The 21,908-nt window shown below is 38.0% G+C and carries 20 protein-coding genes; 7 read left to right on the top strand and 13 right to left on the bottom strand.

All coding sequences use genetic code 11. The features are described 5' to 3' along the window. Positions 1-45: 45 nt before the first annotated feature. Positions 46-591 (bottom strand): outer membrane beta-barrel protein, encoded by a 546-nt coding sequence (locus AC27JP_RS08055; RefSeq protein WP_487113845.1) that lies wholly within the window; start codon positions 589-591, stop codon positions 46-48. A gap of 316 nt (positions 592-907) precedes the next feature. On the opposite strand from AC27JP_RS08055, the gene AC27JP_RS08050 reads away from it, so the two are divergent. The 3 genes from AC27JP_RS08050 (at position 908) to pepE (ending at position 3,419) form a co-directional block, all read left to right on the top strand. After that, on the top strand, positions 908-1,681 hold the full coding sequence (locus AC27JP_RS08050; protein WP_487113843.1) for a ferredoxin--NADP reductase: 774 nt from the start codon (positions 908-910) through the stop codon (positions 1,679-1,681). Between the two features lie 543 nt (positions 1,682-2,224). Next, entirely contained in the window at positions 2,225-2,629 is a 405-nt protein-coding gene (locus AC27JP_RS08045; protein ID WP_487113841.1) for a type II toxin-antitoxin system HicB family antitoxin, read from the top strand. Positions 2,630-2,696: 67 nt separating this feature from the next. Then, positions 2,697-3,419, top strand: a complete 723-nt coding sequence (gene pepE / locus AC27JP_RS08040; protein WP_487113840.1) for a dipeptidase PepE — start codon at positions 2,697-2,699, stop codon at positions 3,417-3,419. A gap of 29 nt (positions 3,420-3,448) precedes the next feature. Here the strand turns inward: pepE and bioD are convergent, their stop codons facing one another. The 4 genes from bioD to bioB are packed head-to-tail and all read right to left on the bottom strand — an operon-like array spanning position 3,449 to position 7,165. Next, complete coding sequence (bioD, locus tag AC27JP_RS08035; protein WP_487113838.1) at positions 3,449-4,126, bottom strand: dethiobiotin synthase; 678 nt, start codon at positions 4,124-4,126, stop codon at positions 3,449-3,451. Positions 4,127-4,151: 25 nt separating this feature from the next. Beyond that, entirely contained in the window at positions 4,152-4,937 is a 786-nt protein-coding gene (bioC, locus tag AC27JP_RS08030) for a malonyl-ACP O-methyltransferase BioC (protein WP_487113836.1), read from the bottom strand. Further along, positions 4,937-6,103 (bottom strand): aminotransferase class I/II-fold pyridoxal phosphate-dependent enzyme, encoded by a 1,167-nt coding sequence (locus tag AC27JP_RS08025; protein ID WP_487113834.1) that lies wholly within the window; start codon positions 6,101-6,103, stop codon positions 4,937-4,939. Before AC27JP_RS08025 ends, bioC begins: the two co-directional genes overlap by 1 nt. A gap of 6 nt (positions 6,104-6,109) precedes the next feature. Beyond that, positions 6,110-7,165: a biotin synthase BioB gene (gene bioB, locus AC27JP_RS08020; protein WP_487113832.1), complete on the bottom strand. Its 1,056-nt coding sequence runs from the start codon at positions 7,163-7,165 to the stop codon at positions 6,110-6,112. 67 nt (positions 7,166-7,232) lie between these two features. Between bioB and bioA the strand changes: the two genes are divergently transcribed. Then, positions 7,233-8,570 carry an adenosylmethionine--8-amino-7-oxononanoate transaminase gene (gene bioA, locus AC27JP_RS08015; RefSeq protein ID WP_487113831.1) on the top strand — a complete coding sequence of 446 codons (1,338 nt, stop codon included), beginning with the start codon at positions 7,233-7,235 and terminating at the stop codon, positions 8,568-8,570. Here the strand turns inward: bioA and AC27JP_RS08010 are convergent. Further along, positions 8,567-8,944 carry a hypothetical protein gene (locus AC27JP_RS08010; RefSeq protein ID WP_487113829.1) on the bottom strand — a complete coding sequence of 126 codons (378 nt, stop codon included), beginning with the start codon at positions 8,942-8,944 and terminating at the stop codon, positions 8,567-8,569. The two genes, bioA and AC27JP_RS08010, sit on opposite strands and share 4 nt — an antisense overlap. A 147-nt stretch (positions 8,945-9,091) precedes the next feature. Here AC27JP_RS08010 and asnS point away from each other — a divergent pair, with 147 nt between their 5' ends. Beyond that, positions 9,092-10,492, top strand: coding sequence for an asparagine--tRNA ligase (asnS, locus tag AC27JP_RS08005; RefSeq protein WP_487113828.1), 1,401 nt, complete (start codon positions 9,092-9,094; stop codon positions 10,490-10,492). A gap of 110 nt (positions 10,493-10,602) precedes the next feature. Here the strand turns inward: asnS and AC27JP_RS08000 are convergent, their stop codons facing one another. Then, entirely contained in the window at positions 10,603-11,151 is a 549-nt protein-coding gene (locus AC27JP_RS08000) for an NAD(P)H nitroreductase (protein WP_487113826.1), read from the bottom strand. 602 nt (positions 11,152-11,753) lie between these two features. On the opposite strand from AC27JP_RS08000, the gene sppA reads away from it, so the two are divergent. Both sppA and ansA read left to right on the top strand, forming a co-directional pair. Next, entirely contained in the window at positions 11,754-13,616 is a 1,863-nt protein-coding gene (sppA, locus tag AC27JP_RS07995) for a signal peptide peptidase SppA (RefSeq protein WP_487113824.1), read from the top strand. A gap of 213 nt (positions 13,617-13,829) precedes the next feature. After that, positions 13,830-14,840 carry an asparaginase gene (gene ansA / locus AC27JP_RS07990; RefSeq protein WP_487113822.1) on the top strand — a complete coding sequence of 337 codons (1,011 nt, stop codon included), beginning with the start codon at positions 13,830-13,832 and terminating at the stop codon, positions 14,838-14,840. An 89-nt stretch (positions 14,841-14,929) separates the two neighbouring features. Here the strand turns inward: ansA and AC27JP_RS07985 are convergent, their stop codons facing one another. From AC27JP_RS07985 to AC27JP_RS07960, 6 genes are all read right to left on the bottom strand, one after another. Continuing rightward, positions 14,930-17,791: a DUF349 domain-containing protein gene (locus AC27JP_RS07985; RefSeq protein WP_487113820.1), complete on the bottom strand. Its 2,862-nt coding sequence runs from the start codon at positions 17,789-17,791 to the stop codon at positions 14,930-14,932. Continuing rightward, positions 17,788-18,072, bottom strand: coding sequence for a YeaC family protein (locus tag AC27JP_RS07980; RefSeq protein ID WP_487113818.1), 285 nt, complete (start codon positions 18,070-18,072; stop codon positions 17,788-17,790). The genes AC27JP_RS07985 and AC27JP_RS07980 overlap by 4 nt, the downstream gene beginning before the upstream one ends. Before the next feature lie 40 nt (positions 18,073-18,112). Next, positions 18,113-18,439: a zinc ribbon domain-containing protein gene (locus AC27JP_RS07975; protein ID WP_487113816.1), complete on the bottom strand. Its 327-nt coding sequence runs from the start codon at positions 18,437-18,439 to the stop codon at positions 18,113-18,115. Between the two features lie 77 nt (positions 18,440-18,516). Further along, entirely contained in the window at positions 18,517-20,013 is a 1,497-nt protein-coding gene (locus AC27JP_RS07970; protein ID WP_487113814.1) for an alanine/glycine:cation symporter family protein, read from the bottom strand. Between the two features lie 74 nt (positions 20,014-20,087). Beyond that, the gene (locus AC27JP_RS07965; RefSeq protein ID WP_487113812.1) at positions 20,088-21,215 is read right to left on the bottom strand and encodes a M14 family metallopeptidase; all 1,128 of its coding nucleotides are present in this window, start codon (positions 21,213-21,215) and stop codon (positions 20,088-20,090) included. A gap of 65 nt (positions 21,216-21,280) precedes the next feature. Continuing rightward, positions 21,281-21,763 carry a TlpA family protein disulfide reductase gene (locus AC27JP_RS07960; RefSeq protein WP_487113810.1) on the bottom strand — a complete coding sequence of 161 codons (483 nt, stop codon included), beginning with the start codon at positions 21,761-21,763 and terminating at the stop codon, positions 21,281-21,283. Positions 21,764-21,908 lie beyond the last annotated feature (145 nt).

Below are 21,908 nucleotides of genomic sequence, written 5' to 3'. Positions count from 1 at the left end.
GCCAACCTAGTTCAGATTGGCTCAATACACAAAAGGTTCTGAAAATTAGAACCTATAAGAAACCGTTAATGCACTGCTAACCGCCGTTACATCGGTACCTGAGTCATCTATAAGATCTTCATAATCACCGGTAGATCGAATACCTACAGATAACTCTAAAGATATTTGTTCCCAGTTATAGCCAATACCGCCATTAATCTGCGCACCAGAAAAGTCTTCATCAAAACTACCCATTTCCAAAGTCTCGCTGTAGAACCCACCACCGATATAGGCTTTAAAACCTTGAGATAGCAAGCCTGTACCATAGAATGCGACGACGTCGATACCTGCTAGCTCTAGATCAGATTCATCGTCATGTTCTGTTGAATAATATTGTGCTCTAACCGCAACATTATCTGTAAACGCGTAGGTAGAAGATAAGTTAAAACCGGTAAAGTCATCATCTTCATAGTCATCTGCTTCTATCACTACCGCGTATGTGCCTAAACCGATTTGCCAATGTTTGTTGTCTTGCTGATCATCAGCTAACGCTACGTTTGATGTTAATACCGAAGTAGAAAGTAAAGCAGCGATAATTAGAGAGTTTTTCATGTTAATCCTTTATTCGTTTTAATTGGCTTTTAGCCTTTAATTTTTTATTGCAAAAATAGAGGGTTACTACTATTTAAGAGCACGAATAGTACTTTACTCATAGACATAACTCTGTAGGAATAAAACCTAAAGCTTGTGCGACATCAACCATTTACTTTAGTTTAGATGGTTGTTTTTTAAGCTTTTTATATACAACTCAAATAGGCTTACAATCTGCCTGCTAATTGTTAAATAAAAACACAGTAATAGGATATTAATACAAATTAACCACTATAATTAAACTATGAATTTTAGCGACTTAACTGAGGCGTAAGGTATGAGCGATGATCTTAAAGGTTTTGTGCATGGCTTTGTTTGTGCATTTACACAATGGACCGAAAATGAATTCTCAATTCGAGTTAAAGCCGACATACAACCTTATGTTGCCGGCCAATTCACTAAACTTGCATTAAAAAATACCAATGGCGAATGGGTTCGGCGAGCCTACTCATTTGTTAATTCGCCAAACCATAGTGCCGGTCATAATGAAATGGAGTTTTTAATTATTGATGTTGAAAGTGGTAATTTGAGCCCTGAACTTGCGACTTTGAATGTAGGCGACAGTATATATGTTGGTGAAAAAGCCAGCGGCTTTATGACCTTGAATGAAATACCTTCAACGACCAAGAATTTATGGTTATTGTCAACAGGCACAGCCGTAGGGCCTTTTCTTTCTATACTATCGGAGGAAGAATCTCAGAAACGCTTTGAGCATATTGTTCTGGTTCATGCTGTTCGAACCAAACAAGAGTTAGTCTATCAAGATCACATTAGTAAACTGCAAGAAAAATATGCGGGTCGGCTAATTTACATCCCGATCGTTTCCCGTGAAAAAATTGATAATATCCTGACTGGACGAATACCTGCCCTATTACAAAATAACCAATTAATAACAGCAGTAAAACTCACTCCACAACCAGAAAGTAGTTTTTTTTATCTTTGTGGTAATCCTGCCATGGTGCATGACACTCGAGATGCATTATTATCACTTGGCTTTAAAAAGCACTTAAGACGTGAGCCTGGTCATTTCAGTTCGGAAAATTACTGGTAGTTGAAATTCCAATTTAAAACTAAGTAAATTGACACTGCATTTAGCACTCAACAAAGTGGCAATTCTTAAGCGAAATATTTCAGTGAATTTTGTTTTATATATTAAAAAATTTCATTCTTTGAACTTAGCTAAAAACATTAACACACTAGAAAATTTAACTTTCGCATAACTAAAAGCTGATATTAAAGCCGTTAAAACTAAATGTTTTAGCGGCAACATTCAGCTTGAAAATCATATCAAACAACTCCAGAAACCCCATAAAATCAAAAATCTTAAAATAACTAAATGCCTTTAATAAAGTGTTCGAAAGCTAACTAAGTTAAAAACCATCATTTTTACACTTAAATAAAATTAGTGACCATTCTGATAGTAAACGATTACAAACTTAAATACGAAGAGTTACCAGGGTTAACTCAGGCGAAAATAAAGGGTTATCAGGGTTACACTTGCCGAGAGGCAAATAACCCTAAGGGTTGTTATCGATTGACAACAGAGGGTTGTCGGAGTTACTATGCTTAAAGTGATAATTTGACGAGATAAATAATGAAATATCCAGTATTGGTGACTAAAAATAATGATGAAAATAATTACACATTCTCTGTTGTCGACTTACCTGGTTGTCAGATAAAAGCATCAACGATGGACGAAGGATTATCGAAACTCGATGAAGCGATGGCATCGCATTTAAGTATCTTAGTGGAGTATGGAGAGCAAATTCCGCAAGCAAAATTAATTGAAGAGCATATGCAAACATCAAATCCAGCCAATGCAATTTGGGCGGTATTAGAGTTTGATATCATCCCTTACATGGGAAAAAGTCATAAAATTAATGTTACCTTACCTGAGCTACTGATTAAAAAAATTGATGATCGGGTAGCTAAATCTTCCCAATACAGTACTCGATCGGGTTTCATCGCTAGCGCATGTATTGCTGAGCTTGCGAAATAATTTCGCAACGTTTATTTAATTTCAGGTAAAATAACTGCTTATAGCGAAATTTACATAAGGTAAGAATGTGACCATTAAAAATGCAAACCTGCTACTACTTAGCAGCTCTCGGGTTGGTGATACAAAATATTTAGAGCATGCTTTAAATATGATAAAAGCTAAGCTTAACGGTATTACTGAATTATTATTTGTCCCTTATGCTGGTGTGACCGTTAATTATGATGAATATACTCAAATGGTACAAAATGCCTTGGATGCAATCGGTGTAAAAGTTACAGGTATACATCAGCATGCAGATCCTGTCGCTGCAGTAAATGATGCAAAAGCCATTGCTGTCGGTGGAGGCAACACTTTTCATTTATTACATCAGTTATATAAGCATAATTTAATATCGGCAATACAAAGTAAAGTGGCGACGGCTATGCCATATATAGGTTGGAGTGCAGGTTCTAACATTGCAGGATTGTCCATTAGAACAACCAATGATATGCCTATTATCGAGCCAGAAAGCTTTAACGCGTTAAATTTGGTTGATTTTCAACTGAATCCACATTACACCGATTACAATCCGCCGGGCCACAATGGTGAAACACGTGCTCAGCGTCTAGCTGAATTTATGGTGCTTAACCCAGAAATGCCAATTGTTGCGATTGTAGAAGGAACCGCATTAGATCTTAAAAACAATCAGCTACGTTTAGTTTGCGATAACGGCACAAATTCAGGCTATATTTTCAAAGCTGGAGCGAAAACAACCATGAGCACTGAAGATAACCTAAGCGATTTATTATAGTGCGATGAAAGGTATCGACTAAAAAGTTATTAAAGTGGTGTTGTAAATGGTGAAAGATCTATTTTCAGTGCTGCTTTTTTGATATCCGGTTCAAAATCCAATTGCGCTAATTTAGGCATAGGTAATAATGTCGTTAATTCAGCTATATTTTCTGCTAGATATGGCATATCTTCTTGACAATTGGCTACCCAGCCTGCGCACTGTAAACCATCTGATATAATAGACTGATACGTTAAAACCGCATGATTTAAGCAGCCTAGTTTCATATTAACCACCAAAATAACCTGTTGCTGTGTCGCTTGGACAAATTTGGAGAGAAACTTACCTTTACCTAACGGTAATCGCCAACCACCCGCTCCTTCACAGACAATAATATCAGGCTCGATCTTAGATATTTGATTATAGCCTTGTTCAATATCCGCTAAAGTTATTTCTCGCTGTTCCTTTTCTGCCGCAATGTGCGGTGCAATTGCCGGAGCAAAAGCGATGGGGTTAACTTGTTCAATCAGTTGCTGGCAATTCGATTGTTGTAATAACAACTTGGCATCTTCATTAATTAATGTGCCATTTACCATTTCACAGCCAGCAGATATAGGCTTATAAACCGCGACTTTATTTTTTTCTGCAACAAGCGCATTAACTAGTGCTTGTGCGACATAGGTTTTGCCCGCATCAGTATCTGTTGCGGTAATAAATAACTTTAACATGCTCGAAAATTCACTTTACCTAATGCTAATCACTTAACTTTACGACTAAACCAGAAAATACCTTGTAAGTGGCTGGATAGATGCCACTTGGCTCTTGAAAGTCTTGATAACTTACCGTCATTTTCTGCCATTTATCTTTGCCTGCTAAACCTTTACCTTGCTTTTTAGGAACATGACTAGCACCTAAACCTTTTAGCTCATGGGCTAAATGTAAAACATTTTCATATTCCAGAATAATATCTTGCTCTTTAGCGTTTAATAACTTGCGATCGCTGCCATTAAGTAAGGTACGTATTTCATTCTCTGGCTTAAAGTCTATTACGTGTTTATCTTCGTCAACTTGCGCCCAAGATGATTTAAGTTCGAATAATGTGCCATCAACTAAGGTACTAAAAACAAATAAACCACCAGGCTTTAATACTCGCATGACTTCATCAAGGACAATATCAAGCGGATCACACCATTGGATCATTAAGTTGGAATAAATGAAATCCACACTATTGTCATTTAGCGGTATTTTATAAGCATCAGCTTCAAGCCAATAAATGCTGGGATTACGATTTTCTTTCGCAAAGTGCAGCATTTTTGTCGAGATATCTAAGCCAATAACTTGCTGATATCGGCTTGCTAAAAGGTCGGTGAAAAATCCAGTGCCCGAGCCTAAATCTAAAACAGTTAAATCATTCCTATTGGGTAACCATGGCATTAAATGTTTACCACAATAGCGTTGTAAACGTGCCGATATATCATAAGAGCTGCTAGCCGAGCCAAAAGACCTCGCTATTTTGTACCGATTATTTAATTCGGACATTAACCTATAACCTCATTAATACAATTAGCTAGGTAATTGATATCTTTATCTTTATGGCTAGATGTTATGGTAACACGTAACCTTGAACTATTGTTAGGAACTGTTGGCGGGCGTATTGCAGTTAACCAAATTCCTTTTACCCGTAGCTTTTGACAAACATCTAGGGTTGAAGTTTCATCACCAACAACAATGGCATGTATTGATGACGCATTATCAATTAATGCTACTTTGCTGCTGAGTTTTGAAGACAACAACCAACTTAACTCTTGAATTTTTTCACGACGCCAAGCATCTTGTTGAACCAACTCAATACTCTTTTTTGTTGCCCAAGCAAGTGCTGGCGAAATTGCCGTTGAATAAATATAGTGACGAGAGAAGTTAACTAAATAGTCCGCCAGTGTTTCATTGCAAGAAACAAAAGCGCCGCTAGTTGCTAATGCTTTACCAAAAGTGCCCATAACAATATCAATATCTGCATGTGCACTACTGCCTTGGCCGGCATCACCGACAACGCCGAGACTATGTGCGTCGTCTAAATAGAGTAATGCTTGATGTTGGCGGGCAAGTGTTGCAAGTTCAGCAACCTTAGCTTGATCGCCATCCATACTAAAAACACCTTCAGAAACAATGATATTGTTGTTCTCATTTATTTGCTCTTGCGATGCCCTATTTACACGACTATTTAACAAACGTGCAAGCTGGTCAGTATCATTATGTAAAAAACGTTTAACTTTCGCGTCACTAGTCAATGCGCCATCAATTAATGAAGCATGGCTCAGTTTATCTAAATATAAGTGACTGCTTTTATCGCCTAACGCTTGCATCATCGCGGTATTGGCTGAAAAGCCACTGGCAAATAATAAACATTTAGGCTTATTAAGCCACGCACAGATATCATTCTCTAGAGCTTGATGCGCATATGAATAGCCGGTAATTAAACTTGAACCACTGGCACAGGTGCCAAATCGTTCAGCACCTTCTTGCAGTGCCTTATTTATTTCGCTGTGGTGATTTAAGCCAAGATAATCATTGGATGAAAAATTTAAATATGTTTTATCATCTATCGTGACGTTACGACCATTTTGCTCCGCTACACATTGACGTGCTCGATAGCGAGCACGTTCTTTTTGTTGCTGCACATTGGCGGTTATAAACTCAAACGCCATTGCAGTCTAATTTACCGCGTTGTAAAAAAGATCACTATTTTGCTGATCAACAACCGCAGTTTGTAGACGTTGTTCATCATCATCTGAACTAGCAATAGTTTCTGTATTAATACCAAGGCGATCAAATAACATCATGTCTTTATTGGCTTCTGGGTTGCCGGTTGTTAATAACTTACAGCCGTAGAAAATTGAGTTTGCACCTGCCAAGAAGCACATAGCTTGCATTTGTTCGTTCATGGCATCTCGTCCAGCAGATAAACGCACGTGGCTTTTTGGCATCATTATTCGTGCAACGGCAATACAACGAATAAACTCAAAATGATCTAAATCAGCAACATCAGATAGTGGTGTACCTTCTATTTTTACCAACATGTTAATTGGTACACTTTCCGGTTGCGGTGAAAGATTAGCAAGTTGCGCTAACAAAGACGCACGGTCTTTGCTTTCTTCACCTAAGCCAACGATACCGCCACTACACACTTTCATGCCAGAGCTTCTAACATTCGTTAAGGTATCTAATCGGTCTTGATAAGTTCGTGTGGTAATAATTTGGTTATAATGCTCAGGCGACGTGTCTAGGTTATGGTTATAGTAATCTAAACCTGCTTCTTGTAATTCATCGGCTTGCTCAGATGACAACATGCCCAATGTCATACAGGTTTCTAAGCCCATGGCTTTAACGCCTTTTACCATTTCAACAACATGTGGCATATCACGGGCTTTTGGGTTACGCCAGCCAGCGCCCATACAAAAGCGCGTTGAACCTTGATCTTTCGCTATTTTCGCTGCTTCAAGAACTTTTTCAACTTCCATTAAACGTTCTTTATCAATATCGGTTTTATAACGTGAGCTTTGTGAACAGTACTTACAATCTTCTGGGCAGGCACCGGTTTTAATAGAAAGTAACGTGCTGACTTGAACTTCATTGGGATTAAAATTTTCACGGTGAACAACTTGCGCTTTAAACATTAGGTCATTAAAAGGCATATCAAATAAGGCTTTAACCTCATGCGCCTGCCAATTGTGACGAATTTCGCTGTGGTTTAATGTCGTTTGTGTCATGGTATTTTGCTCGTTATGAAAATTGCATCTAATAATATTAACGGGTAGTCTATGCATCACCTCTTAGATGTCAACTAATTTACCTCACCAACCTTTACATATGAACAATATTTACACTAATTTACTTGAGTTCGATAAAAATCACGTTTGGCACCCTTACACTTCTATGTCAAATCCACTGCCATCTTATTTAGTTGAGTCTGCTGACGGTGTACACATTCAACTTGCTAGCGGCGAAAAAATTGTCGATGGCATGTCTTCTTGGTGGTCGGTTTTACATGGCTATAACCACCCTGAACTTAATGCTGCATTAGTTAAACAGGCGGAGAAGTTCTCCCATGTAATGTTTGGTGGTTTAACCCACCAGCCAGCAGTTGAATTATCCAAAACGTTAATTGATATTACGCCTGACGGACTAAATAAAGTATTTTTAAGTGACAGTGGCTCAGTTGCCGTTGAAGTTGCATTAAAAATGTCAATTCAATATTGGCACAGCAAAAACAAGCCAGAAAAACACAAGATTTTAACGGTTAAAAATGGTTACCATGGTGATACCTTTGCCGCCATGTCTGTTTGTGACCCCGTTACTGGTATGCATCAGTTATTTAAGTCAGTATTGATGAAAAATATTTTCGCGCCAGCACCACAAACAACCATTGATGAAAAGTGGGATGCATCCGAGTTAAAGGCATTAACCACTTTATTTGAACAGCATCATCAACAAATAGCAGCCTTCATTATTGAACCTATTGTTCAAGGAACTGGCGGTATGCGTTTTTATCACCCCGCTTATCTTAAAGCTTGTCGAGCATTATGCGATCAATACAATGTGTTAATGATCGCAGATGAAATTGCGACCGGTTTAGGGCGAACTGGTAAGTTATTTGCCTGTGAATGGGCTGACATTAGTCCTGATATTATTTGTTTAGGTAAAACGCTAACCGGTGGTTATTTGACACTAGCCGCGACTTTATGTACGGACGAAATCGCAAATACAATAAGTGACGGTGAAGCTGGTTGCTTTATGCATGGTCCAACCTTTATGGGCAATCCTTTAGCTTGCGCTGTTGCTAATGCCAGCCTCGCTATTTTAAAACGGGATCAATGGCAGCAACAAATTGAAGGTATTGAGCAATTATTTACACGGTATTTATTACCATTAAAACAACATCAACGCGTTGCTAGCACCAGAGTATTAGGGGGGGTTGGCGTTGTAGAAACCAAACAAAACGTTAATGTAGCAAAAATCCAAAAGCGCTTTGTTGAAATGGGCGTATGGATCCGCCCTTTTGGCAAGCTAATATACATTATGCCGCCATTTATCAGCCAAACCGAAGACTTAATGCAATTAGTCAATGCAATCGCGGTAGTGTTAGATGAAGATGATTGTTTTACCACTATTTAGCTAACATTTGCTTCCGATATTTGCACTAAGATAAAACTCACCCAAGCGATGGTAATAACCAGCAATAATATAATATTAAAGTGCGTGCCATCGCTTTTACGTCGACTGCGGTATTTGTCTAGAATCAAACAAAAATAACTACTTAATGCACTTAACCATAAAACGATATAAAGGTAACCCGTTAGTGGCGTTAACCAAAATTTTCTAATTTCGATATTGTGATAACGTAAAATGCCATAATCGCCTTCTGGCGCAGCATAATACGAAACGATAAGTGCAAAAACAAATAAGCCCCAGCCAATAATTGCCAGCGTTCTCACAACATAAGTCCATATATCAGCCGCGTTCCTTCGCTCTTTTTTCAGTATCTTCATACTTAACACAGCCTTTTTTCACTAATTTTCAATTTTTCTTTTTATATAGACCGGATTTATCAACTTTTACTTGTTAAACCTAACAAGCAAGGTAACATATCAATCCTTAAAATTTGAGCACATTTTGACAGAAAAGAGGTTTTTTAAATGTCAGTCATAGCAATTACTGATATCTTGGCAGGAAAATATCCTGTTAATGAATCAATTACTATCCATGGTTGGATCCGCACACGTCGTGATTCTAAAGCCGGTATTTCATTTTTAGCAATACATGACGGTTCATGTTTTGACGCTATTCAAGCAATTGCTCCGAATAATTTAGATAATTATCAGACTGATGTCTTAAAGCTGACTACTGGCGCTGCCGTAAAAGTAACCGGTATTTTGGTTGAATCTCCAGGTAAAGGTCAATCATTTGAACTACAAGCAGAGCACGTTGAAGTGCTAGGCTTAGTCGAAGATCCTGATACTTACCCTATGGCTGCTAAGCGTCATAGCATTGAGTTTTTACGTGAGCAGGCACATTTACGCCCGCGTACCAATATTGGCGGCGCAGTAACTCGCGTTCGTAATACCTTGGCACAAGCAGTACATCGTTTCCTTCATAGCAAAGGTTACTTTTGGATCAGCACACCATTAATTACTGGTAGTGACTGTGAAGGTGCCGGTGAAATGTTCCGGGTTAGTACCCTTGATATGGAAAATTTACCGTTAAATGATCATGGCAAAGTTGATTACGACCAAGACTTTTTCGGCAAAGAAACATTTTTAACGGTTTCAGGCCAGTTGAATGTAGAAACCTATTGTTGTGCCCTTTCAAAAGTTTATACTTTTGGCCCAACCTTCCGCGCTGAAAATTCAAATACCACTCGCCACTTAGCTGAATTTTGGATGATTGAACCGGAAATTGCTTTTGCTGACCTTGCAGATGCGGCAGACTTAGCAGAAGAAATGCTGAAATATGTTTTCAAAGCGGTACTTGAAGAACGTGCTGATGATATGGCTTTTTTCCAACAACGTGTTGATAAAACCGTTGTCGATCGTTTGAACTCAGTGATCAACAACGACTTTGTGCGTTTAGATTACACTGACGCGATCACTATATTAGAAAACTGCGATAAGAAGTTTGAAAATAAAGTAGCTTGGGGCGTAGATTTAAACTCAGAGCACGAACGTTACTTAGCTGAAGAACACTTCAACGGCCCAGTCGTTTTACAAAACTACCCGAAAGATATTAAGTCTTTCTACATGCGCTTAAATGATGATGGTAAAACTGTTGCAGCAATGGACATTTTAGCACCGGGCATCGGCGAGATCATTGGTGGTAGTCAACGTGAAGAACGGTTAGATGTATTAGACAAACGTTTAGCTGAAATGAATTTAGATCCTGCAGATTACAGCTGGTATCGTGATTTACGTCGTTACGGCACCGTACCTCATTCAGGTTTTGGTTTAGGTTTCGAACGTTTAGTCGCTTACGCTACGGGTATGCAAAACGTACGTGACGTGATCCCATTCCCAAGAACACCAAACAACGCGGCATTTTAGTGTTGTGGTGAACTAGAGTTTGAAAAAAACCCTCAATTGAGGGTTTTTATTTATCTGCTATACGGTATGTTGTGCGCACATGGCTGTGATTAAACGGCAATGCACAGCAATTAAAAATAGCTAACAAAATCTTCTAACGGCTTGCTTGGCTTGATCGGTAGCTCTTTGGCTTTATTACCGATATATAAGAAACCGACAATATCTTGATGAAGTTCAATATTCAAACGCTCTTTTACTAACGGATGATAACTCATCTCCCCAGTGCGCCACATAGCGCCAAGTCCTAAACTTGTTGCTGCCATTTGCATTGCATGTACGGCGCAACCTGCAGTGATCAGCTGTTCTTGCTTAGGAACTTTAGGGTGCTGTTGATATTTAGTACTGATAACAATAATTAACGGCGCGCGAAATGGCATTTTTGCCGCTTTTTCTATTTTTGTTTGCTCAGCACCATCACTTATTACTGCTGATTTAAATGTTTTACTTAATTTAGTTAACCCGTCATCTTTTACCACAGTAAAGTGCCAAGGTACTAGTCCACCATGATCTGGAACCCGCATACCCGCCTGGAGAATATCATTTATTGTTTTTTCATTTGGCGCTGTTCCTTGCAAGTGAGGATTCGACTGACGGGCATGTAAAAACTCTAGAACATTCATAAAAAATTTTATTCCTTTAATTAACACTGGTTGTGAGCGGTCTATTTAACATCGCTACATTAACATTTTTTAGTGATTAAAATCACATATGGCAAGATGTTTTTTGTGAATTATTTAAAACAACTGGCTAAATAAATTCATCACTATTACATTCTATAGAACGTAAACTAAACTGTTTTATTTCATCATGCGTATCTAGGGGCTGTTGATCTTTGTTTATTAATTCAGCTGAGAATTAAAATTGCCTTAATTAAGGCGAAAATGATGCAATTTAGTCATCTAAATCAGTCATTTTCAACGCAAAGTAAGGCGATTTTAAACTCAGCCCTTTGGGCAATGACTATTTTTAACGCTAGCAGCATTAGAATCTCACTTATTTGGAACAACCAAACATCGTTCATTCTGCTTTGCTAACATTAAAAATAACCTATTGCTGAAAATATAAACAAAGATCAACAGTCCCTAGTGAATGCTATAAATAGTTAAAATCAGTATCCATTTTATAAAACGACAAAAATATTTACATTTACGACTACTTAAGCAAGGGAATTTTAAGTAGCATATAGCTATCTAACTATAAAACAACTTATCGATGAATCTGTATGAAAGAAAATAGAGGTACTTTCACCCGCATAATATTTGGTTTATTCAGTTTACTGAATACATCGCGGAAAATTATTGTCAATTTAGTCTTTTTCACTGTGTTATTAGTATTTTTTATTGTGATTTCTAGCGATGAAGAAAATATAAACGTGAAGCAAGGCTCTGCATTAGTGTTGAATTTACGCGGTGATATTGTTGAACAAAAATTTGAAATAGATCCGATGGATGCTTTTGTTAATCAAGCATTAGATCAACCAGAGAAAGCACCTGAAGTTCTACTATCAGATGTTCTACGTGTTATTGAGCATGCAACAACCGATGAACGCATCGCAATGTTAGTACTAGATTTAAAAAATATGCGCGGCTCAGGTATCACTAAGCTTGGCGATATTGCTCAGGCGTTAGTAGAATTTAAAAATAGCGGTAAACAAGTTATTGCTGTTGGCGAGCAATATAGCCAAAACCAATATTACTTAGCAAGTTATGCCGATGAAGTTTGGTTAAACCCAAAAGGTTGGATGTTATTGGACGGCTATGGTCGTTATCAGTTGTACTTTAAATCTGCATTAGAAAAACTGTCTATTAGCCAACATGTCTTTCGCGTAGGCACTTATAAATCAGCGGTTGAGCCTTATATGCGTGATGACATGTCAGATGCCGCAAAAGAAGCTAATCAATTATGGCTAAATGATCTTTGGCGACAATACAAAAGTGATGTCGCCCAACAACGTCATTTCGAGATCAGCAATTTTGATGAAGATGTTGATGTTTTAGTTAGTAAATTAAAAGCAGCTAATGGCAATATTGCAGAGTACGCATTACAAAATAAATGGGTTGATGAACTAAAAACTCGTAACCAAATAAATAGTGATTTAATTGAAATTGTTGGTAGCGATAGTGATGATAGCTATAAAAGAGTTACTTTTGACGACTACTTAAACGCGATCACACCAACAATGACAGCTGATCATTTTAGCAATGAAAAAGTAGCCGTTATTGTCGCCAAAGGCACTATTTTAGATGGTAATCAAAAGCCAGGGTTAATTGGTGGAAGAAGCACAGCTGCCCTTTTACGAGAAGCTAGAGAAGATAAAAACGTTAAAGCAGTGGTATTACGAGTTGATAGCCCCGGTGGCAGCGCTTATGCTTCAGAAGTTATCCGTCAAGAAGTTGAACTGTTGAAAAAATCGGGTAAACCCGTTGTTGCCTCAATGGGTACTTATGCCGCATCAGGTGGCTATTGGATCTCAGCCCCTGCCGATAAAATCTATGCCGCTCCCACCACTATCACCGGCTCTATCGGTATCTTTGGCTTTTTCATGACCTTTGAGAATACCTTAAGCAAACTCGGTATACACACCGATGGTGTTGGCACCACTGATATTGCCGGCTTTGGTTTAACTCGTGAATTAACACCAGGTATGGCAAATATTGTGCAACTTAATATTGAGCGCGGCTACCAAGACTTCATTGAATTAGTCGCAGAACATAGAAATATGAATACTGCACAGGTTGATGCTATTGCTCAGGGTCGAGTTTGGTCTGGCAAAAAAGCACAACAACTTGGTTTAGTTGATGAGTTAGGCAATTTACAAGACGCAATCAATGCCGCAGCAGCGTTAGCGAATTTAACCGATTTTGAAACACAGTTAATAGAAAAAGAAAAAAGCAACCGAGCACAGTTCCTCCAAAACTTGATAGGTCAAGCGTCAGCATTATTGGCAAGTAATGAAACTGACGTCTACCAAGAAAACAGCCTAAGCAAAATTATCACTAAGTTGACAGCTGAATTACAACAATTTGCAGAGTTGAATGATCCTCAAGGCATTTATTCATTTTGTTTAGCTTGTGAAATTGAGTAAGAGCTAATTAGTTAGTTTATTAAGCCTCGATAATTCGGGGCTTTTTATTGCCTATAATTTTGACTCGTTTACAGATAACTTGTTTAGTTTGACCACTATTTTCGTTAGCAAGTTCTTCACAGGTTTGTGTTACAATTCAATTTTCCTCATCTAAACCTTAACTTAGCTATGGTTTAGCTATGAGTTCAAACAATTTACCATAAGATTTTAGCGATGAGAAAACGCATTTATATCGCCTATACAGGCGGCACCATTGGTATGAAACCCAGTGCAAACGGCTATATTCCACAAAAGCAACATTTGACTGATGCGATAATGAACATGCCTGACTTTCATCGTCAGGAAATGCCTGAATTTACCATTAATGAATATCATCCATTAATTGACTCGTCGAATATGTCACCGGATGATTGGCAAAGGATCGCTGATGACATCAAAAGAAATTACGATGACTACGATGGTTTTGTGGTATTACATGGTACCGATACCATGGCGTATACCAGTTCAGCGCTGTCGTTTATGTTGGAAAATTTAACTAAGCCGGTAATAGTAACAGGTTCACAAATTCCATTTAGCCAACTAAGATCAGATGGCCAAGAGAACTTATTAAATTCGCTTTATATCGCGGCGAACTACCCGATTGCAGAAGTTGGTTTATATTTTAACAACAAGCTGTTTCGAGGGAATCGCAGCATCAAGGCCTATGCTGATGGCTTTAATGCCTTTGACTCACCAAACATGGCACCACTTTTGGAAGCTGGCATTAATATAAAGTTAGTTCAAGGTAAAATATCGCAAGCTAACGCTGAGCCTTTATTACTCGCCAACATTACCCCACAACCAATTGGAGTTGTGCACTTGTACCCTGGTATTTCAGTTGAGTTAATTAACAACATCATCAAACAACCGGTGAAGGCGTTAATTATTCGCAGTTACGGCGTTGGCAATGCGCCACAAGATAAAGCCTTACTGGATTGCTTAAAACAAGCGAATGAACAAGGCATTGTTATTGTCAATTGTAGCCAATGTATTAAAGGCACGGTCAATATGGAAGGCTACGCTACCGGTAACGCATTAAGTAAAATTGGCGTGATCAGTGGTAATGACATGACATTGGAAGCGACACTAACTAAATTACATTACTTATTGAGTAAAAATTATTCTCAAGAAAAAATTTGTCAGCTATTACAGGAAAACCTGCGCGGCGAACTGACGCTAAATTAGTTAACCAGCTTTAATTATTTAATCACAGAAAGTAAAAAGCCAGCAGTAAATTATGTTTACTGCTGGCTTTTTGTTTATCCAAATAAAAATTAATCGACAAATATAGTTTTTATTCGTTGCAGTAAACTGACATCTTCTTGATTCAGTTTTCCTAGCATTAGCCACTGACTAAATTTTGCCGGTAAATCAATCCCATTACCTGAAGACATTTGGTCCTGCATCAAATTCACTTGCACCTTCATTCGTTGTTGTTGCAATTCTTCTGGCGAAGGCACGCCGGACAATATTTCTAACTCCATGGTTAACACGTCACGGCTAACTTGATTATCTTTATTGTCGAGCTCTTGTAATTTTTTCTGCCATGATTGGCTTAACTGTGAAAAACTCTCATGCGAGGCAAAGTTAACACCCTTCACTAAACTCTCTTCAATAATAGTAAATAGATCAGTCCACTGCTGTTTTTCGATAGCCAGTTTCAACTTAGCTATTTTTTCACTTGTTAGTTTTTCTTTTTGGACAATTTGCTTTTCTAAACCGGCCATCTTAGGCTTTTGTTGTTGAACATTTTGTTTTAATGACTGCAACGCTTTTTCTAACTGTTGCAAGGCCGCAACATCATCGGCATTGTTAAAATCATTTTCAAGTGCTTTAAATTCTGCTTCGAACTCAGCCAATTTTGCACTACTCGCATCTTTTTCTAGGGCATTTTGTTGTTCACGTTTTGAAAAAATTTCATCGTTAATTTTTCTAAAACTTTGCCACAACTTGTTTTCGACTTTATTGCCGGCATAACCGGTGTCACGCCATTGAGCCTGTAATAATTTAACTTGTGATACCGCCGCGTAAATATCTTCTTCAAGTAACAAACTTTCAGCTTTTTTAATCAGCGTAAGTTTTAGTTGTTTATTTTCGTGATGGAAATCTTTAATCGCAGACTTAACTGGCTGTAGAGCATTGTTAAATTGATTATTAACATCTTGATAGATATTACGATCAACCTGCCCTGAATGTTGCCATTGTTTAATAAGTTTATTCAGTTGATTGTCAAAGTTTTTAAAATCAATGACGGTATTTTCAGTTACTTGCTTTGACGTTTCTAAGCTCTCCGCAAGTGCTTTTGCTTGCGCCAATAAACCTTGACGAGCAAGTAAATGTTGTTCGCGTAGTTTTTCTTGTTCAGCAAAATATAAACGACATGGCGCAAACGCCGTTTCGCATAACTGGTTAAACTGATAGTTTAATTCTTGCTCTGCTTCATCATCCGCATGGCCTAAACTATTCCAAGTTTTGCGATATTGCTTAACTTTTTCGGCTTGCTCATTCGGATTATCCAATGGCGTTTCGACAATCGCTTTTATATCAGTTAACAACTGCTGTTTTCTCGGTGTCGCGATATAGTGTTCCCAGTCAGCCAATTCAGCAATTTTTTCATTGACGGAATCAAACTCTCTTTGCAGTCGTTGCATTTGCTGCTCTGACAATTTAGCAAACAAAGTCTTAGCTTTTTTGAAAACGCCAAAGGCAGCATTATACTTACCTGCCGCAATAAGGCGCTTAACATCATTAATTTTCTTTTGTGTTGTTGAAAACTCTTGCTTCTGTGCTTGTTGCAAAGGTTTTAATGCTTTTCGCCAACTAGCTTGAATTTCTTTCGACGCGTTTTTAATAGAGTCAGGCAAGGTTCCTGCTGATTGCTGCTCAGCATTTTTCCAGCTTGTTAACCATTCTTGATAAATTGGCAATCTTTCATTCATTTCTTCAATATTACTTGGTAGTGCCAATTGAGAAATTTTTGATATCAAATGAGTTGCATCGCTAACCGATTGTGCAATTTCAGGTAACTGTTGTAACTTCTGTTGCTGCTGACAAATTTTGGCAATGAATTCATTCTGCTCTTCATTACTTAGCGATGAGGCGATAATTTCGCTGGTTAATTTATCAAAAACGGTTTGGTATTGTTGTTCATCAATTTCTTCATTTTCAAAAATACTGGTGGTCAAGGTTTGATCGACAATGCTCAGGGTTTTATCAAAATGAAGCCTTGATTGTTGCTTTTCGGCTTCTAACTGACGAACAAGCTCGGCTTGGGCAAATTGTTCGGCTTTTTCAGCAAAAAGTTTAGTAAGATTAGCCAGGATAACTTGTTGTTTATCAATGAAACCGTCACTTATGGCCGTTTCTAAACAAGAAAAATCTTCAGAAAGCGTTAGCCATTCCGCACTAAGGTTTGCTCGCTTCTCAACATAAACGCCATAATCGCTTTGATCTTTCAATGCTTGTAATTTAGCTAACACTAAGTTGACTTTTTTAGCCAATATAATTGGTTGTTCAATAGCAAACTCAAGTGCTGAAATTTTATCGTCAATTTGCTTGCTAATATCACTATTAACCGCTTTTTTCTTAAGTTTCTCTAAGGTCTCAAGATCTTGAACCTTATCAAGAATATATTGCTGCACATCCGCATTTTGTTTTTGATTAAATAGATTAATTAATAATTGCGGTTTTAAACTTGTATTGCCTTTTTGCTCATTTGCTTGCGGTTTATTGGCAAGTTTCTCAAATAACGCAATGATCAAATTGGTTTGTTCTACTATTTTTAGCCAACTCTCAAATAAACTGTATTGCGTATGCTGAGCTATAAAAGCTAACTTATCTTGCTCGGTAATTTTTATAGTGTCTTGATCGGTTAAAATCGCTTCAACTTTTTTCTGAGCATATTGTTTTACTTTTGCCATCGAGTTTTCTTGGCTGTGCTGTAACCAAGTTTGGAAATTATCAAGCTTGATCAAGGCCGCGCGTCTAACATTTTCGTTGTCGTCACTCATTGCGAGTTGAGCGATAATGTCACGTTGCTCTGGTTCGTTAACTGATAAGCTACTATTTATCGCTTCTACTCGAACAACACTGTCTTTATGTTGCCATTTCTTTTTTAAAAACTTGGAAAAAATCATAAATCGGAGAACCTAGCAATATCATTGCTATCTTTAGCTACTGGAAAGTCTGAACGTAGTTCGCGTTTGGTTTTAATTATCATCTCGCCTTTCGGGCCGATTGATAGTGTTTGATCTGAATTTAGATGTTTAGATTGGTAGGCCATAGTGATTTGTACGGCAGATAATTGCTGTTCTTTATCTACGGGCGTACCTTCAGGCCACTTGCCGGTTTCAGCGGCACATTTTAAACGCAAATACATTTCTTCTGACATAGTGTCAACTAACTGAATGATATCCATGGGAATCTCTTTAACTACAAATTAAATATTCGAAAAATGATTAACGACTTCGCTTAACTAATATCAACCGAACACGTGTGACTATGTATAAAATAAAACCAAGTACGGCGCTGGTGATTGAAACAATATATTGCCAAGTGCCTGGCTGAGCATTTTGCCAATAAAGGAAAAGAAAACCACCACAAAATAATAACATGGCAATAAATGAATGGGTCATCAATTGTTGCGATTTCTCTACCGCGCTAACTTTTTTTAGATGGGCAATTTTTTCGGCATCAAGTGCCGTTAAGTCCAACTGACAGTGTGTGCAGTTTTTTGCTTTATCGGAAATTTTTTTCTTACAACCCGGACAATTAATTACAGCCATATATTCACCTTTATTTCGATACTTTATTTTACCTAAAAAAAACGCCCTTGCGGGCGTTTTTTTAACGTAAATAACATTTATTTTTTATTTTGTTGCGCTATTCTGTCTTCCCAGAAATTAGCGTTTTTAATTTCAAGCTTTTTTGGGTCGAAAGTGTAATGTTCTACGCCGTCTTTTTGTTGGCGTTCATAGTCTCTTAATGCCTTAACCGCAGGTTTTGCCATAAAGAAAATAATGATAATACCAATGATATTCAACCAAGCCATCATACCAACACCAACATCGCCCATACCCCAAGCAACATCTGCAGCTTTAACGGTTCCGTAGAAAGTTGCGGTCATAATAAGCACTTTCAATAAAAACGTTAACGCTGGAAAATTAAACGTTCGCTTAATATATGAAACATTATTTTCAGCGATAAAGTAATAAGCCAAAATAGTGGTAAAAGCAAAGAAGAACAATGCCACTGCGATAAATGGTTTACCAAATCCCGTTAGCATACTTTCTACTGCTATTTGCGTATAAGCTGGGCTGTTAGCGGCAATGTCACCGGCAATATTTTGCACGATAAAACTTGCATCACCTTGTAATTGCACATTATATGACTGAGTAATTAAGATCATAAATGCAGTAGCGGTACAAACAAATAAGGTATCAATGTACACTGAAAAAGCTTGCACTAAACCTTGCTGTGCCGGGTGAGCAACTTCCGCTGCGGCGGCGGCGTGTGGTCCTGTACCTTGGCCTGCTTCGTTAGAGTAAACTCCACGTTTAACCCCCCAACCAATCGCAGCACCAACACCTGCCATAGGCGAAAATGCATCAGTAACTATCAACATAAATACGTCGGGTAAACGGTCGATATGTAAGAAGATCATCACACAGGCAATAATAATATAGGCAAGTGCCATAAATGGCACAACAACTTGAGTAAAGTTAGCAATACGCTTAACACCACCAAAAATGATAAAACCTAAAATCAAAACAATAAACACCGCGGTGTATAGCTTAGTCATTGCAATTGGACCGAGTGCAGTTTCAATCATGTCACCGGTACCAAAAACCATAGTTACTGCTTCACCAATACTATTTGACTGCACTGTAGGCAATAACGCACCACACGCTAAAATAGTGGCAATAGCAAATATCCATGCATACCATTTTTGGCCCATAGCTTTTTCAATATAGTAAGCTGGACCACCACGGTATAAACCGTCTTGCTCTTCTTTATATATTTGCGCGTTGGTTGATTCGATATAGGCGGTTGCGGCACCAAAAAATGCCACAACCCACATCCAAAAAACAGCACCTGGACCACCAAAACCAATAGCGGCAGCCACACCGGCAATATTCCCGGTACCAACACGGCCTGATAATGAAACGGCTAATGCTTGAAACGACGAAATACCTTGAGCAGAACTTTTACCTGACAACAACAGTCGCCACATTTCACGAAAATGTCGAACTTGCACAAAACGTGTGATCACAGAGAAAAACAAACCTGTGCCCAAGCAAAGATAAATCAATGCTGGACTCCAAATTATGCCATTTAATGTATTTACAATTTCTTGCACTCTAGACTCCTAATAATTATTATTTTTTTAAAGTAAAATTTGCGTTGTAAAATATTGCGACGTCAAACGACAAACTAGCGTAAATCGTCAACGACATGATAAATAGCAGTTAGGAAGTCACGACCAAACAAACTACTGCGTTCATCAGACCAACCAACACTGTAATCAGGTAATAAATCATTATCTTTAAATGGCATTTCAACGGTATAGGCTAAACATTTAAATTGCTCACCAACCCAGTTTGAACAAACCGTCAAGTTTGCTTGGCCTGGCTCATCTTTATCGTAACCTTTGTCATCTTGAAATTCAGGCGTAATAGCAAGCAGAACATTTTTAAACTTCTCTTCTAGATCTTTATGACGCTCATCGTATGAAGGAATACCTTCACAACCGGCAACAAAGTTAAATGGTAACGCTTCATCACCATGAATATCTAGGTGCATATCAACACCAGTTGCCAACATTTTTTCTCTGACAAGATAAACTTCTGGGCTATTTTCCATTGAAGGGTTTTGCCACTCGCGATTCAAGTTCACACCATTAGCATTGGTGCGAAGATGTCCGCGCGCTGAACCATCTGGGTTCATATTCGGTACGAGATAAAAGACCGCGTTGTTAAGCAATGAACGAGCGACGCCATCGTCTTCATCTAATAAACGATCAATAAAACCTTCCATAAACCATTCAGCCATGGTTTCACCTGGATGTTGACGGGCGGTTAACCAAATAACTTTTTTACCTTCGCCCTCTTCTCCCACTTTTAATACCGACATATCACGACCATCAAGTGTTTGACCCAAAACTTGTAATTGGCAATCAATATCTAATTGCGCGCCGTGAATAAGGTCTTGGTGGCGTTCGTAACTGTACGGAGTAAAATATGCGAAATAGGTTGAGTCGTACTCTGGCGTGAAAGTAATGGTTAAGTTTTCACCATCAAATTCTGTTGGTACGCGGAACCAATGTTGGCGATCATAAGAAGCAACCGCTTGATAATTTTTCCAACCTTCAACATACGCTGACTTGCCTGCATTGTTTAACTGCATAACATGTTCGGTATGTTCAGTATTGTGAAGTTTAAAATGGAACCACTGGTAAAATTCTGATTGACGATCTTTTTTTATTGCTAGTTGAATATCTGTAGGGCTTTGCGCTGAAATGACTTCAATATTACCTGAGTCAAAATTTGCTGAAATTTGCATAAGGTCTTCTGCTCACTATTATTTTGATAGCCTTAGTGTACACAAACGCGCATTAGATCAGAAGTCTAAAAACTCCTTAAATACAAGCCAATCTCCGAAGAATAGCCAAGAGAACGCGCAATGATCGTATTTTCTTCATCTAAAACATAATAACTTGGGTAACCCATGACTTTATAATCACTTTTTACCGCTTCATTTCCTAATGCCACAGGAAAAGTTAATTGATGATTCATGGTAAATTTTTTCACTTGTTCCACATCAACGAAATCTAACGCAACGGCGATAACTTCTAAGTTTGGTGTTTTTTGATAAACATTTTGTAAATTATCAATACTTAAATTACACACTTGGCACCAAGGCGCAAAAAAATAAACAATGGTTTTTTTGCCATTAGCGTGCAGCTCAATATCTTTATCCATAATGGTTTTCAATTGGTGCGATACAGGAACAATATCGTCACTTGACGACAACATGCTAGTTTCGCGCAACATGGCAACGGCATTAAAAATAAATAAAAAAACAATGAGTTGTATTAAAATACTGCGCAACAAAATGAAATACTTCCTAAAAACGAAACTGATAGTTACTAAGACCTGATTAATTATTTTTTCGTTCGTTAAAATGCGGAAAATATTTGTGAAAGTGCATATTGATTTAAGTAACTAGCGACCAAATGAGATTAGCAAGCTAACG

It is taken from the genome of Colwellia sp. SU-HH01172 (genome assembly GCF_057553355.1).
The sequence above is the reverse complement of the archived record's forward strand: the minus strand, read 5'-3'. Positions and strand labels throughout refer to the sequence as shown.